At 41.2% G+C, this 16,004-nt stretch carries 13 protein-coding genes; 2 read left to right on the top strand and 11 right to left on the bottom strand.

Features of this window, described 5'->3' with window-relative positions; all coding sequences use genetic code 11:
- Positions 1-7: 7 nt before the first annotated feature.
- The 5 genes from LQ203_RS06915 to LQ203_RS06895 all read right to left on the bottom strand — a co-directional run bounded on the left by LQ203_RS06915 (position 8) and on the right by LQ203_RS06895 (position 7,098).
- Positions 8-991: an alpha-ketoacid dehydrogenase subunit beta gene (locus LQ203_RS06915; protein ID WP_230156822.1), complete on the bottom strand. Its 984-nt coding sequence runs from the start codon at positions 989-991 to the stop codon at positions 8-10.
- A gap of 12 nt (positions 992-1,003) precedes the next feature.
- The gene (locus LQ203_RS06910; protein WP_230156820.1) at positions 1,004-1,999 is read right to left on the bottom strand and encodes a thiamine pyrophosphate-dependent dehydrogenase E1 component subunit alpha; all 996 of its coding nucleotides are present in this window, start codon (positions 1,997-1,999) and stop codon (positions 1,004-1,006) included.
- 24 nt (positions 2,000-2,023) lie between these two features.
- Complete coding sequence (lpdA, locus tag LQ203_RS06905; protein WP_230156818.1) at positions 2,024-3,445, bottom strand: dihydrolipoyl dehydrogenase; 1,422 nt, start codon at positions 3,443-3,445, stop codon at positions 2,024-2,026.
- A gap of 129 nt (positions 3,446-3,574) precedes the next feature.
- Positions 3,575-4,672: a Glu/Leu/Phe/Val dehydrogenase gene (gene bcd, locus LQ203_RS06900; protein ID WP_230156816.1), complete on the bottom strand. Its 1,098-nt coding sequence runs from the start codon at positions 4,670-4,672 to the stop codon at positions 3,575-3,577.
- Positions 4,673-5,040: 368 nt separating this feature from the next.
- Positions 5,041-7,098 (bottom strand): sigma-54-dependent Fis family transcriptional regulator, encoded by a 2,058-nt coding sequence (locus LQ203_RS06895; protein ID WP_230156814.1) that lies wholly within the window; start codon positions 7,096-7,098, stop codon positions 5,041-5,043.
- A gap of 209 nt (positions 7,099-7,307) precedes the next feature.
- Between LQ203_RS06895 and LQ203_RS06890 the strand changes: the two genes are divergently transcribed.
- Entirely contained in the window at positions 7,308-7,544 is a 237-nt protein-coding gene (locus LQ203_RS06890; RefSeq protein WP_101222519.1) for a DUF2627 domain-containing protein, read from the top strand.
- Between the two features lie 53 nt (positions 7,545-7,597).
- Here LQ203_RS06890 and LQ203_RS06885 read toward each other — a convergent pair whose 3' ends face one another.
- The gene (locus tag LQ203_RS06885; protein ID WP_230156812.1) at positions 7,598-8,326 is read right to left on the bottom strand and encodes a glycerophosphodiester phosphodiesterase; all 729 of its coding nucleotides are present in this window, start codon (positions 8,324-8,326) and stop codon (positions 7,598-7,600) included.
- Positions 8,327-8,729: 403 nt separating this feature from the next.
- On the opposite strand from LQ203_RS06885, the gene LQ203_RS06880 reads away from it, so the two are divergent.
- Positions 8,730-9,272 (top strand): DUF6241 domain-containing protein, encoded by a 543-nt coding sequence (locus tag LQ203_RS06880; RefSeq protein WP_230156810.1) that lies wholly within the window; start codon positions 8,730-8,732, stop codon positions 9,270-9,272.
- A gap of 806 nt (positions 9,273-10,078) precedes the next feature.
- Here the strand turns inward: LQ203_RS06880 and spo0A are convergent.
- The 5 genes from spo0A to LQ203_RS06855 all read right to left on the bottom strand — a co-directional run bounded on the left by spo0A (position 10,079) and on the right by LQ203_RS06855 (position 16,002).
- Positions 10,079-10,870, bottom strand: coding sequence for a sporulation transcription factor Spo0A (spo0A, locus tag LQ203_RS06875; protein ID WP_230156809.1), 792 nt, complete (start codon positions 10,868-10,870; stop codon positions 10,079-10,081).
- 335 nt (positions 10,871-11,205) lie between these two features.
- The gene (spoIVB, locus tag LQ203_RS06870) at positions 11,206-12,498 is read right to left on the bottom strand and encodes a SpoIVB peptidase (protein ID WP_230156808.1); all 1,293 of its coding nucleotides are present in this window, start codon (positions 12,496-12,498) and stop codon (positions 11,206-11,208) included.
- Positions 12,499-12,659: 161 nt separating this feature from the next.
- Positions 12,660-14,375, bottom strand: a complete 1,716-nt coding sequence (gene recN, locus LQ203_RS06865; protein WP_230156807.1) for a DNA repair protein RecN — start codon at positions 14,373-14,375, stop codon at positions 12,660-12,662.
- A gap of 22 nt (positions 14,376-14,397) precedes the next feature.
- A complete protein-coding gene (argR, locus tag LQ203_RS06860) occupies positions 14,398-14,847 on the bottom strand; it encodes a transcriptional regulator ArgR (protein WP_230156806.1) in 450 nt (149 codons plus the stop codon).
- Positions 14,848-15,174: 327 nt separating this feature from the next.
- Positions 15,175-16,002 carry a TlyA family RNA methyltransferase gene (locus LQ203_RS06855; protein WP_230156805.1) on the bottom strand — a complete coding sequence of 276 codons (828 nt, stop codon included), beginning with the start codon at positions 16,000-16,002 and terminating at the stop codon, positions 15,175-15,177.
- Between the last annotated feature and the right edge of the window lie 2 nt (positions 16,003-16,004).

The raw sequence follows: 16,004 nt of genomic DNA, 5'->3' as shown, positions 1-16,004 counted from the left end.
ACAGTCATTAAAACTCAGCTAATTCCCTCATCGCTTTTTCCACTTTATCAGGATTCACCATAAAATGTTTTTCCATCGTAGGCGCATATGGCATGGCAGGTACATCAGGTCCTGCCAATCGTTTTATCGGGGCATCCAAATCAAAAAGGCAATGCTCGGCAATGATGGCTGCGACCTCACTTATAATGCTGCCTTCTTTATTATCCTCTGTGACCAGTAAAACCTTTCCCGTTCTAGATGCTGCCTCTATGATAGCATCCTTATCTAAAGGGTAGACGGTACGCAAATCCAGAACATGTGCAGAGATTCCATCTGCTGCTAATTTTTCTGCTGCCTGAAGGGCAAAATGCACGCAAAGTCCATAGGATATGACCGTAATGTCTTCCCCTTCCCTTTTCACATCCGCTTTTCCGATCGGAAGTACATAATCTTCAGTGGGCACTTCACCCTTAATCAAGCGATAGGCTCGTTTATGTTCAAAGAAAAGCACTGGATCTTCATCACGAATGGCAGCTTTAAGCAATCCCTTGACATCATATGGAGTGGAAGGCATCACAATTTTCAAACCTGGCTGATTAGCAAAGATCGCTTCAACCGATTGTGAATGATAAAGAGCTCCATGAATTCCTCCCCCATATGGAGCACGGATTACGATAGGACAGCTCCAGTCATTATTAGAACGATATCTAATTTTGGCTGCCTCTGAGACAATTTGGTTAATGGCAGGCATGATGAAATCAGCAAATTGCATTTCTGCTATTGGCCGTAGCCCATACATGGCTGCTCCAATCCCCACTCCTGCTATTGCAGATTCAGCAAGCGGGGTATCAATGACCCGGGCTTCACCGAATTGGTCGTATAAACCATTAGTAGCTTTGAAGACCCCGCCTTTTTTCCCAACATCTTCTCCCAATACGAATACACGGGAATCACGTTCCATCTCTTCCCTCATTGCCATTGTTACGGCATCTATATATGAAATCACTGGCATTCTATTACCCCCTTACTTTTGTGCATACACATGAGTCATCGCACTTTCAGCCTTCGGATATGGAGCATTTTCAGCATAATCAGTTGCTTCGTTCACTATTTTCATGACTTCATCATTCATTTGTTTCTCAAGATCATCATCCATGATTCCCGCTTCTCTTAAATACGCTCCAAATGTCTTTATGGAATCCTTTGTTTTCGCTTCGGCCACTTCATCCGCAGTACGGTAGCTTCGGTCATCATCATCACTGGAATGAGGCGTAAGCCTGTAAGAAACGGTTTCAACAAGGGTAGGGCCCTCTCCCCTTCGTGCACGGTCCGCCGCTTCTTTCACGGCTGCATACACTTCCAATGGATCATTGCCATCCACTGTTATTCCAGGCATTCCATAGCCAATCGCCCTATCGGAAACATTCTCACATGATAACTGTTTCGAAATAGGCACGGAAATGGCATATTTATTATTTTCACACATGAAAATGACCGGTAGCTTATGCACACCTGCAAAGTTGGCACCTTCATGGAAATCGCCCTGATTGGATGAACCTTCCCCAAACGTTACGAATGTTACTAAATCCTTACCTTCCATCTTCCCTGCTAGCGCAATTCCAACTGCATGTGGCACCTGTGTGGTTACAGGGGATGAACCAGTGACGATCCTATTTTTCTTTTGACCAAAATGTCCAGGCATTTGGCGTCCGCCGGAATTGGGATCTTCTTCTTTCGCAAAACCAGATAGCATTAAGTCTTTTGCGGTCATCCCGAAGGTAAGTACCACACCCACATCCCGATAATAAGGAAGTACATAATCCTTTTGCCGATCCAGTGCAAACGCTGCCCCTACTTGTGCTGCCTCTTGCCCCTGACAGGAAATCACAAAAGGAATTTTCCCGGACCGGTTCAACAGCCACATCCGTTCATCAATCCTGCGGGACAAAAGCATTGTCCGATACATATCTAAAACCGTTTCCTCATTTAAGCCTAATTGTTCATGACGTTTTTCTACCATCATAAAACCTCCTGACCTTATTCTTTATGAATGAATGGCAAGTCCATCGACAGCAAGCGCCGCCTCGCCGATTGCTTCAGAAAGACTTGGATGCGGATGAATTGTTTTTGCTATCTCCCAAGGTGTCGCATCAAGCACTTTTGCAAGCCCTGCTTCAGAAATCATATCCGTAACATGTGGTCCTATCATATGAACGCCAAGGATATCATCCGTTTTCTTATCGGCAATGATTTTGACAAAACCATCCGCTTCCCCGAATACCAGGGCCTTACCAACTGCACGGAATGGGAATTTCCCCACTTTAAGCTCATAGCCTTCCTTTTTTGCCTGTTCTTCCGTCAAACCGACACTTGCAGCTTCAGGGCTAGAATACACACATTTTGAAATCAGTGAATAATCGATCCGTTCCGGCTTTTTACCTGCCATATGTTCAACAGCTGTAATTCCTTCATGGGAGGCAACGTGAGCCAACTGCAAACCGCCGATACAATCACCAATCGCATAGATATGTGTTTCCTTCGTTTGGAAGAACTCATTGGTTTCAATAAAACCATTTTCCTTCACAATTTCTGTATTTTCCAGGCCGATCCCTTCAACATTTGCTGATCTTCCTACGGAAACCAGCATTTTTTCAGCTGTGAATTCCTCTACCGAACCGTTTACTTCAGCAGAAATGGATACTGAGACATCCGTTTTCAGAGTTTCCGATAATACTTTCGCACCTGTAACGAATTTGACGCCTTTTTTTGTTAGGAGTCTAAGCATCTCACTGGAAATATCGTGATCTTCAGTCGGTATGATTCTATCTGCATATTCAAGCACTGTCACATCCACACCAAAATCATTCAGCATCGAAGCCCATTCAATGCCGATAACTCCCCCGCCTACAATAATGATTGATTTTGGCAAGTTCTCAAGGTTTAGAGCTTCATCGGATGTTAGTACCAATTCCCCATCAATCTGTAATCCGGGCAGGGTCCTTGGACGCGAACCGGTAGCAATGATGACATTCTGAGGAATAAGCATTTCATTTTCACTGCCATTGTTCATTTCCACGGAAATTGTTCCGGGCATCGGTGAAAATATCGATGGACCAAGAATCCGTCCTAACCCTTCATAAACCGTTATCTTTCCTTGTTTCATCAAGTGTTGAACACCTTTATAGAGTTGATCAACCACTTTATTCTTTCTTTCCTGCACCTTAAGGAAATCTACCTTTACATCCCCGGTAACTATACCGAATTCGTCACTTTTCACTGCAGTCTGATAAACCTCCGCACTCCGTAAAAGTGCTTTCGAAGGGATACAGCCTTTATGTAGACACGTTCCGCCGAGCTTGCCTTTCTCCACGACAGCAGTTTTCAATCCTAATTGAGCAGCCCTTATCGCTGCCACATACCCGCCTGTTCCTCCTCCGAGGATAACGAGGTCAAATTCTTCAGCCAAAACCACTCCTCCTCACTAATAAAAGATAGTCACTATTTTTACTTGCATTATGTTTATTACGTTATCAATGTTGAAAATTCCTGTGTTTCGTTAAAAAAACACAGGAATTAAAATCTCGTACAACTAAAATCATTTTCGTCCATTCAAAATATGCTTTTCATTTTGTAAAAATTGACTCCTGGAGTTCCTCATACGTGCAATTCGCTCTTCTGCCATCCTATCAGCTGCTTTATAGGTTGGAATTTGATCACGTTTTGCAATCTCAATGACTCGTTCAATGGTATCATAAACCGTTTCCACTTTTTTAAGGGCTCTTTCCCGATTATACCCTAAAAGCTCGTCAGCAACGTTGATGACTCCACCTGCATTAATGACATAATCAGGAGCATATATGATACCTTTTTCATGTATTTGATCACCATGAACAGCTTCCTTCAATTGATTATTGGCTGCACCTGCAATGACTTTCGCCTTGATTTTATTGATTGTTTGATCATTTATGACAGCCCCTAATGCACATGGAGCATAGATATCACATTCAACCCCATAAATTTCATCAGGATTCACTGCTGTCGCCCCAAAGGATTCAACCGCACGGGCCACACTATCTTTATTGATATCCGTAACGATCAACTTAGCGCCCTCCTCATGAAGGTGACGGCATAAGTTATAAGCTACATTCCCGACGCCCTGGACTGCAACTACCTTGCCTTCTAAAGAATCAGTGCCGAATGCTTCTTTTGCAGCAGCTTTCATACCGCGGTATACCCCATAAGCAGTTACAGGGGACGGGTTACCTGAAGAACCGAATGCAGGGGAAATCCCAGTGACAAAATCCGTTTCCTCATGGATGAGATCCATATCCTCGACCGTCGTCCCTACATCTTCAGCTGTTATATAACGTCCATTAAGCCCTTGGATATACCTACCGAATGCACGGAACATTTCTTCATTTTTATCCTTGCGCGGATCGCCGATGATGACGGTTTTTCCTCCGCCTAAATTCAAGCCGGCAGCTGCGTTCTTATATGTCATTCCTTTTGAAAGCCTTAAAGCGTCTTCTATGGCATCTTCTTCAGAAGCATACGTCCACATCCGTGTGCCGCCAAGTGCAGGTCCCAATGTTGTATCATGAATGGCAATAATCGCTTTCAAACCCGATTGTTTATCCTGACAGAACAGCAGTTGTTCGTAGTCATACTTCTCAAGATATTTAAAAATTTCCATAAAGAAATCCTCCCTAGATGTTTTAATTCGTGTCAGATATGAGGACATTGCATTACTCCTCATTCTTACTGGCTACTACGTTCTTTTTAAATGAAATCCGCTAATCACATGATATTTTCCCCATTGGGAATGGTTCCCTTGGAAAATCCATGTACCTTTAAATATGCAAATAACATGCCAATAAATTGAAATGCGAGAGCCTTTATAACCAAAAAAAGGAGATGCTGGTTAATAAGGTGAACAACTATAGCCTATACCAGATTTAAAAAAATTTCATGTTAGAAGTGGACTTACACTTAAATTAAAATAAATCAGAATATTCCACGCAGTTTTTTTCATAGTGTGCAATTTTTAGCATGCAAGTATATTCACAGTTCGAATTTTTCCATTTTGTAATATAGATTTCTAACCGAAATCCCCAGCACTTTTGCCGTAAGTGTTTTATTTCCTTTGTGTGTATTTATAGCTTGCTGAATGATTTTTGCTTCATACTGGTCTATTATCTCCGAGAGCGGTCTGCCCGATACGTAGCCAGATGGCTCCATTGAGTCTTTCTCCTGTATTATTGGAATCGATTCGATAAAGTCCGGAATATGCTGTACATCAATGATCGTCTCGTTCAATTTCATGAAAATGATCGCCCGTCCTAAAATATTTTCCAGTTCCCTCACATTCCCTGGCCAGTTATAGATTTGCATCTTATGTATAGCTTCTGCAGTGATTCCCTCTATGCTCCGTCCATACTCCTGATTGATTTTATGAATTAAATGCTCCGCCAATTCTCTTAAATCTTCTTTACGTTTTCGTAAAGGAGCAATGAAAATTGGCATGCGGTTCAGCCTGAAATATAAGTCTTCCCTGAATGATCCGCTTGCTATTGCCTGTTCAAGATTGATATTCGTAGCGGCTATGACCCGGACATTGATGGGAATCGGCTTTGTTCCCCCCACTCTGATGATTTCCCGCTCTTGTAAAACCCTCAGTAATTTTGCTTGGATGTTCGCTGGTAATTCACCAATTTCGTCCAAAAAGATGCTCCCTTGATTTGCCTCTTCAAAAAAACCGACCTTTCCGCCTCTGCTTGCGCCTGTAAACGCTCCCTCATCATAACCGAACAGTTCACTTTCAAGTAATGCTTCCGAGATTGCCGCGCAGTTTACACGTACGAATTTATTGAATTTCCTATCGCTTGCATTATGGATGGCGTGTGCAAATAACTCTTTGCCTGTCCCTGATTCCCCTCTCAATAAGACAGTAGCCGGTGTCCTTGCCGATAATTTCGCTTGTTCAATGGGAAGCTTCATCTCTTCGGAAGCTCCTATTATATCATCAAAGGAATATTTAGCCTGCAATGTCCGGATAATCTGTCTTGCCCGATTCAATTCATGAGTCAAGGCTTGAATTTCCGATACATCATGAATGACGCCAACACTCCCTTTCAGACACCCATCCACAATGATTGGAGCTACATTCACAATCACTTCCTTATGTTTTGGCCCGACACGCATATTGACACCCCGAACAGGCTTTTTCGTCTGTAGCACTTTCATATGCATACTTTCCCCTTCGTAAATATCGATGGACGCCGGCTTCCCGATCACTTGGTTCTTTGTCAGGCCAGTGATTCTCGTATAGGCTGGATTGATCAATAGTCCCCTCCCTTGATCATCCACGACAGATATGGCTTCATCACTGGATTGTATGATCGCCTGGAGCATTGTCTGTATCTCTTTTAAATCAGTGATCTGCTCTGCCAATTGTACAGCTTCCGTTTTATTCCTAAACACGGAAAAAGCCCCTATGATTTCCTTATCGGCATTTACCAGAGGAATCCTTGTCGTTATGAGTTCCATCCCATTAGAAATGGTGATCTCCTGATTTACTTCTTTTTTGTTCATTTCCATCACTCGAAGCAATCCAGTTGTAGGGAAGATATCTTTAATATGTCTGCCAATCGCGTCCCTGCGTTTTATATCAGATGCTCGTTCGGCACTATCATTGAACATGATGATGAATCCATCCTGATCAATCACCACCATCCCTTCACTGGTCGTATTCAGGATCAGGTCCATTTTTGCCGAAGCATTCTCCAATTTATTTATTAAACGATTTTTCTCTTCAAACAACTTCGTCATGATGTGGGCGACACTTCCAGGAATGAGTATCGTTTGATCATGCATATCCCTTTTTATCTTATTATAAACAGACGGATCTCCAGTCGTATCAAAAATGATATCCAAATCCCCATCCAATCCCTTGCTCCAATTAGTCACTGTAGGAATCCTTCGTTCTTTTGCTGCAAGCATCCCTTCTGCGGATCCATTCGTATCAGCCATACAAACAATTGAGAATACTTCGCTTTCCGAAAGGAGTTTCAACACGGTCGTCCCTCCCACTCCTCCCCCTACTATCATGACTTTTTGCATGAGCCATCCCCCTTATGATTTATTTACCCCATTAAAAGATTCATCTCTGCAATTTTTTTCATACTCCACGCCCTCTCATTTTACCATATTGATATCCCTTAAAAACAGTCATTGCCTTCCAGTCATTTTCTAGTTTCCCGAAACTTGACAAATATTCTATATCCTTTATCATTTTTAAAAGACGGAATTTTCGGAAGGGATTTGACCGCATGAAACGTTTAATCGCTTTTTTGATTCTTTTTATTCCCGGGGCATTTGCTGCCTATGGCATAAAAATAATGAGGGACATGGTGTTCGGCATTTTACAGCCTCCCTATCCAGTCCTGTGGTTGCAATTTTTAATCGGCCTGCTTATCACAATTGGCGGGATAGCCTTCATCGCCGGCTTCGTCCTTCATCGAGATCGAAAACAAAATAAGGTTCAAAGCAGATTCAATAAATTTTAATGCGCAAAAAGAAGGTGCCATGTAAGATATGGCACCTTCTTCTTTCATTATCTCTATTTAAGTCCTTCTCTGACCCGTATCGCATCCTCAGGAAAATCGGTAATGATGGCACTGCATCCCAAATTGAATAATCGCTTCATCTCCGCTTCCTTATTAATGGTATAGGGCCTTACAGGAACACCCATTCTTAACGATGCTCGAATAATGACATCAGGGGCAACCCGGATATTTGGATGGATAGCGCTCCCTCCTATTGCCTTGGCATAAACCCACGGCATGTACAGCCCATCCCTATAAAGCGGTGCCGTTTCCATTTCAGGTGCCAATCGGTGGCAATGAACCAAGCTATAATGATTGAAAGAAGAAAGAATGATCCTTTCTTCCATTTGGTAGGTACGGATGAGGCGTATGACTTTCTCTTCTAAGCCTGGATACAGAAAAAGCATGTTTTTCAATTCAATATTGCAAAAAAGCTGATTATTGTTTAGCCATATCAAAAGTTCTTCAAGTGTCGGAATTTTTTCTTTACCCCATTTACCTTTATAATTTGAGGAAGCTTTAAGAGTTTTCAACTCCATTAAGGTCCGATCTTTTACATACCCTGAGGCATTCGTCGTCCGATCGAGCTTTTCATCGTGAATGATGACTACTTCTCCATCTTTCGAGAGCTGGACATCCGTTTCAATTCCGTCTGCTCCTACACGGGCTGCTTCTTTGAACGCCGACATCGTATTTTCCGGATGGGTACCTGATGAGCCTCGATGAGCAAAGATTAAGGTCATGATGAAATCTGCCACCTCTCCCAAAAATCGTTATATCCCCAATTTTATGAAAAGAAACGGAAGATTATTTTCATCGATATCATTTACCGGAAAACCTTTTCGAAAAAGGCAACACGAAGATGCACGTGGACGTCTATATAATAAGCAGGGAAGTGAACAATTGCAGTCGCTCTCTTTACATACACGGACGTGTATCGCCAATGCGCCTGTTCATTTAGTCACCAGTTGTCTCAGGATACTCTGTATTGGTTTCCGATAAAAAATTTATATGTATTCTTTATGGTTACATAATTGTTTAAGATTATCGGTTAATATTTTATGTTAATATAATACTGGTTAGCTTATCCATAAAAGGATGTAATTGATGAGTGAATAATTGAACTATGACTCGGAGGAACTTAACATGAATAAATTTAGATGGTCAGTGGTTTCAATTATTGTTGCTGCAGCAGTTCTTGCAGTGGTAATAACATTACAGCAGAATGCTAAAAAGTATGAAGCAACGCATAATGAACCAAATACCGGTATTGCTGTTATGGAAGTTTCGGGGAAAAATAAGAAAGATAAGGATATGGAAGAACAAACTTCAGAATATGAACAAGTTCTATATGAATTAGGTCTTGGCCCGGCTTCAACTGCAAAAGACGTGATGAAAACTATGCATAGTATGACTCATCAAAAAGTAATTTCTGAAGAAAAATGGTACAACCTTGAGATGACTCCTGAAAACATCAATGTCGTTTATGCATTTATTAAAGATATTGACATCGGCTTCACACTTAAAAGAGAATTACTGAGGATCGTAGGAAACTGGAAAGAAGGAAACTTCGACAATATAGTGGAAGATCACAACTACCTTTGGGGTGCCCAAAATGGAAATGTTGGTAAAGCTACCGGAGTTCTTACTCCTGAACAAGAAGCAGAATTTGTCAAAGAAAACTTTTGATAGTCAGTATAATCGAGCCCATCGATTATTTTATTAATCAAAACAAAAGGGACTATTTAGGTCCCTTTTCAGGTTCTTGACTATCCCAATCCCCTATAATTTATGTTTGAATACCTATATAACACTTGAAAGCATCGTGGTGACAAATTAAATCAGCAGTATCGCACTTTCGTTTGTTCAAGAAAAAATCCTCGACCTTACGGAGTGATCCGCTAATTGTCGGGGCTTTTTTACGTATAGAGTCGGTCGAACGTCTTTGTCTTTCTCCGTTTTCATATCGGACATATTAAACGTAGGGTTGAGCGTTTTTACACGTTCCAAGTCGCGACCTAACAAAAAATTAAACGGAGTTGAAAAGGCAAAGGCATAAAAAAAAACGCCCAGCAATGGACGTCATGATTTTTCCCTATAAAATATTTCGTTTACCGTCATACCGAGCCTTTCGCTATTTAGCATGGCATTGTCGAGCGTAGGTTCGTGGGCTTCCTTTCGTAACGCTTACACTGATATATACGCTTAGAGCCCTATAAATGCGGCAAATTCCGTTTGGGTCATACGAAGATCATGACGTAATACATTCAATCGATTACGGATGGACATAAGTACCAACCCCTTACGCGAAAATAATAGCCGCCCAGTTTGGACGACTGCGGAATTTTCCTATATACTGACTCGTAGTGTGCCGAGTTTCCGCCAAATACGATCAGTCTTTATTGGTATTCCACCGCAAGGTTTACCGGAGTTGGCGATAAATTCACGGTTAAATTCCCGTCCAAATTGCCGTCAAATCAACGCCCCTACCCCTGTCAAGATGCTTTATGTTCAAGGCGAAGCTTATCGGCAACCATTGCTATGAATTCGGAATTTGTAGGTTTAGCCTTAGTCATGCTGACCGTATAACCGAATAAAGATGAAATGGATTCTATATTGCCACGGCTCCAGGCCACTTCAATTGCATGTCGGATCGCACGTTCAACTCGGCTTGCCGTTGTATTGTATTTTTTGGCGATATCCGGATATAAAACTTTGGTGATCGAGCCCAATAGTTCAATATCATTGTACACCATGGATATGGCTTCCCTTAAATACAAATAGCCCTTAATATGTGCAGGCACTCCAATTTCGTGAATGATGCTTGTGATGCTGGCATCGAGGTTTTTCGGCTTTGGTTCATTTTGGGGACGATAGCTAAATTGACTATGATTTTTTAAAACAGCCTGGCCTTTACTGCTCACCTGACGAATATGATTGGCTAGATTCTCCATATCAAAAGGCTTCAGGATAAAATAAGACGCGCCCAAATCAACTGCTTTTTTCGTGACATCTTCTTGACCAAAGGCAGTAAGCATAATTACATTAGGCATAGCACCCCGTTTTACTTCACGAAGTTTTTCAAGTACACCTAACCCATCTAAATGAGGCATGATAATATCGAGGATCAATATATCCGGATCAACGCTTTCAAGCATCCCCAGGCAATCTTGTCCGTTATGTGCCACCCCAATCACTTCCATGTCTTCCTGTGCTGAAATGTATTCTTCCAGAAGGCCAACAAGTTCTCTATTATCGTCTACAACGCACACCTTAATTTTTTTCACGCTTGATTTCCTCCTCAACTACAATTGGTCTTTTTTTCTATATGACTAAATTCTATTGTAATTGAACTTTTCGACAATGGAAACTAAATTCCTTTTATTTTTGAAAAAATATAAGGAATTCAATATTATTCTCCGGATATCTCTTGTTTTCGACTTCGTTTGCTATTCGAATAAACCGATTGTCGAAAAATCTTCATTTCGTTATCATTTTATCACATCGTTTCAAAAAATCCTCTATTTTTTATTAAACCATTGCCAAACCCTTAAAAGAACATTATTATTGCCAATCACCGCTCCCCATTAAAAAGGGGCATCCAAAGGGATACCCGGTTTCTTCAACTTGCCTTTTCATAATTATCTTTGTCGTATATATTAATACCGGCTTCGTTTAACATCCATTCGATATGGACTCCATACCCACTAGTAGGATCATTAACAAATACATGGGTGACTGCACCGATTAATTTCCCATTTTGTATGATAGGACTGCCGCTCATACCCTGAACGATCCCACCCGTTTTTTGAAGCAATTCTTTATCCGTCACTTTTAAGACCATTCCTTTGATCGCAGGAAACTTTTGTGGAATGGAACTGACGATTTCCACATCGAATTCCTCTACTTTAGAACCATCCACCACTGTCAGGATCTTTGCTGGTCCTTCCTTTACCTCATGGGAAAGGGTGATGGGGAGTGCCTTGTCATTAACCCCGTTTTTAAAATCTTGATTTAATTTCCCAAAAATCCCAAAGGGACTATTGCGATTAATATTTCCTATTTTCTCTTTATTAGAAGAAAAGCGTGCCAATTTTTCTCCCGGATCACCATTGCTTCCCTTTTCAATGGAAGTGACTGTCGATTGAACAATCTGCCCGTCCTTTACAACAATCGGCTTTTTTGTATCCATATCGGAAATGACATGTCCCAATGCCCCATATTTTTTTGAATCCGGGTGATAAAACGTCATCGTTCCGATACCAGCTGCCGAATCACGGATATACAAACCTAATTTGTATGTTCCTTCATTCTTATCTTTTAAAGGTAAAAGGGTACTATGAAGCACTTCATTATCCCGATTGATGACAAGATTCAACGCTTCTCCCTTTTCACCTGCCTGCTGAACAAAAGGGGTTACATCCCCCATCTTCTTTATCGTCTGACCATTGATTTCTGTAATAATATCACCAATTTCAATTTTCGCTTTCTCTCCTGGTGATTTTTTCCCTTGTGTAGTATCAATAAGATGATGACCTACTACGAGCACTCCGAGAGTATTAAGCTTAACGCCAATGGATTGTCCTCCAGGCATGACTTTAAAGTCTTTTAACACCCTAATGTCAACCTTTTTGGCAGGCAGGCCTGCTACATCAAGTAAAACTTCATTCGTACCTGGTTTCTCGGCACCTAGCGTTATCGAAGCTTGTTCATCATGAAGCGAAATCCCATCACTTGATCCCGAAGCTTTTGCAGAAACAGGTAATGATTTGGAAATACTATATTGACTTCCTTCAAATAGTACAAGATGATTTGGAATTAAAAAATATTCACGAGATGGCTGGTATAACCCTAATGTTAATAGCGAAACAAGGAGAATTCCACCGATGATCCTGTTTATCCATAAAAATTTCAATCCATTCACTCTCCTCGCTCTCTGAAACTTTATGGCTACACCTTTAATTTAGCCCTCATGACAGTCATTTATAACAGGAGCAAAAAATAAAAGCTATCCGTTTTTGGATAGCTTTACAATGAATGCTTATGAGAAGTTTAAATAATCTTCTTGTGAGCCTATCAAGATGTGATCTTCAGCCTTTTGGCCAGCTGAATTAATTCATTGGCATGCTGCTTCGTCAAGTCCGTAATCTCGACACCTGAAATCATCCTGCCGATTTCTTTTATTTTTTCCGTTTCTATAAGTGGTTTAACAGAGGTATTCGTCCGCCCAGCCTTCACATTTTTCGCAATGAAAAGGTGAGTATCCGCCATTGCTGCCACCTGTGGTAGATGGGATATGCACAGCACTTGAGATCCCGTTGCCACTTTATAGATCTTTTCGGCAATGGATTGCGCAACCCGTCCGCTTACACCGGTGTCCACTTCATCGAAAATAATGGACGTAATGCCCTGATGCTTGGAGAAAATGCTTTTCAAAGCCAACATGATCCTCGACAACTCTCCACCCGATGCAATTTTAGAAAGAGGTTTCAACGGTTCTCCTGGATTGGTGGAAATATAAAATTCCATATTATCCAGGCCTGTTTGATTAATGCCCCGATCTGACAACTCATCGAAAGTATAAGCCGTTTGAAGGAAATGTGGTTCGAAAATTGTTTTTTCCATGTATAAATCTTTTAATTCCTGATGAATTTTTTTTGTTAACTGCAAAGCGAATGTCTGACGAAGATCAGACAGATTCTTTGCTTCAACAATTAAATCAGCCTTAATCGATTTTATTTCCTTTTCAAGCTTCGCAATATGGGTTTCCCTATTTTGCAGTTTTTCAACTTCCTCTTCGATACCAGCACCATATTCCAGGATTTCCTCGATGGTCCTCCCGTATTTACGTTTTAATTGATTTATTTCATTAAGGCGACTTTCAATGAATTCAACACGTTCGGTATCATAATCCAAAGAGTCCAATTGATCCCGGATGTTCGACACTGCCTCTTCAAGAAGGAAGTAACTATTTGAAACGGTCTCGGAGCTGTTTTTTAATCCCTCATCAAGCCCTGCCGCTTCCTCCAGGTTATTCATGGCTACGGAAAGCCAATCAATTGCATGTTGCTCACCATTTAAAGCATTATAACTGGTTTGCAGCGCTTCATGGATTTTTTCGAAATTATTAATTTTTTTCCGCTCTTCCATCAATTCTTCATCTTCGTGAAGTTTCAAATCAGCTTTATGGATTTCATCGAATTGAAATTGAATCAAATCAAGGCGGTGGACCATTTGCTGTTCATTTTGGCTTAAACCATTCAATTGTTTAGAAGCGGTTTCATAACGTTTATATAGTTTTTGGTATTCAGTGAGTGCCGAGGCAATTTTTTCACCGCCGAACTGATCCAGCAGCGGAAGATGCAGTCGTTCATCCATTAATTCCTGATGTTCATGCTGACCATGAATATCAATCAGTGTCCGTCCTATTTCGCGTAAAATGGCAATCGTTACAAGTTTACCATTTACCCTGCATACACTTTTGCCGCTGAGTGAGATATCCCTTCGAAGAATGGCCATCCCATCATTCATATCCAAGCCAAATTCTACTGCCTTAGCAAAGACGGGATGCGACTCATCTTCAATCTGAAATAATCCTTCTATTTCGGCCTTCGACTCACCATGCCGAATGAACTCTGCCGAGCCACGTCCCCCAACCAAAAGATGAACGGCATCTATGATAATTGATTTCCCTGCCCCAGTTTCTCCGGTCAAGACAGTCAAGCCTTTCTCAAAAGATACGGACAGGCTATCTATGATCGCAAAATTCCTAATCGATAGTTCTGTTAACAAACTAGGTCACCTCACAAAATTATTAGAGCATGTCCAAGAATTTGCCGGAAATGATCTTTGCATCTTCCTCAGAACGGCAGATAATTAAACAAGTATCATCGCCGCCGATCGTCCCGAGTATTTCTTGCCAATTTAAATTATCAATTAATGCACAGATCGCCTGTGCATTACCAGGGAGCATTTTCATAACCAGCAAATTATTGGCCGCATCGATGCGTACAAAAGCATCAACCAGGATTCTCTTTAATTTTTGAAGTGGGTTGAAACGTTGGTCGGCAGGCAAGCTGTATTTATACCTTCCATCCGTTAACGGAACCTTTACAAGGTGAAGCTCTTTAATATCCCTTGATACTGTGGCTTGAGTTACATTGTACCCAGCAAATTTCAGTTCTTCAACCAGTTCATCCTGGGTTTCAATATCGTTGTTCGTTATAATGTCTCTTATTTTTATATGTCGTTGTCCTTTATTCATAAGTAGAAGCACCTCTTCTCAACTGTTGCTCATTTAATTATAAAAATTATCCATTTCATAACATGCTTAGGCAGGCTGACCAATATGGGATTGCTTCGGTTCATCCGTACGTGCAAATAGACCGCTCTCATAAGTGGTTAATATTAATGTTATCGGATTTTTATGCAATTGTACAACTTTTTCTCTAATTTGCATAACAAGACTATTTTTTGTTCTTACCTACCTGTGTAGCTTCCTCAAATCATTCGAGTGCTTACAACCCTCATTTAAAGGTAAAAAGCTCCTTTTAGCCAACCAATCAGCCAAAGGAGCCATACAAAGTTCCAGCTATTCTTTTTTAAACTGGGCATGGGCTTCTCCAACGATGTCATCAATCGTTTTCGAAAGCAATATTGCTCCATCTTCTTTTGACCCTTCCCAGTATAAGTGAAGCAAAAATTCAATATTTCCATCGCCGCCGGTGATCGGTGAGAAGGAGGCATCCAAAATATCGTAGCCTTCATTTTTTGCAAAGGAAATGATCTTATCCAACACTTGTTTATGGATTTTGGGATCGCGAACAATCCCCTTTTTACCCACTTGATCCTTCCCGGCTTCGAATTGCGGTTTAACTAGGGCAACGACGTCGCTTTTCGGAACAAGCAGGGTTTTTAGCACCGGTAAAATTAATGTGAGCGAGATGAACGAAACATCAATGCTTGCAAAGTTTGGCATCTCCCCATCCAGGTCAGCGGGTGTAACGTAGCGGAAATTGGTCCGTTCCATTACTTTTACCCGCTCATCCTGCCTAAGCTTCCAGGCAAGTTGATTATAGCCTACATCCAGTGCATAGGACATGGTGGCACCATTTTGCAAGGCGCAATCCGTGAATCCCCCTGTCGAGGATCCGATATCTAGGAGGATTTTCCCGTTCACCTGTAAGTCGAATTCTTTTAAGGCCTTCTCAAGTTTAAGTCCACCTCTTGAAACGTAAGGCATAACTTTACCTTTGATCGTAAATTCGAGATCGACCGGAACTTTTTCCCCCGGTTTTTCGTACCTCTCTTCATTCGCGTAGACAAGACCGGCCATAACCATACGCTTCGCTTTTTCACGTGTATCGGCCAATCCTTGTTCTACAAGTAATACATCTACTCTTTCTTTCATTACTTTCATAT

The sequence above is a fragment of the Peribacillus sp. Bi96 genome, from assembly GCF_918698115.1.
In the GTDB taxonomy this organism is placed as follows: domain Bacteria; phylum Bacillota; class Bacilli; order Bacillales; family DSM-1321; genus Peribacillus.
Note: the sequence above shows the minus strand (reverse complement) of the source record. Positions and strands in the feature narration are given on the sequence as shown.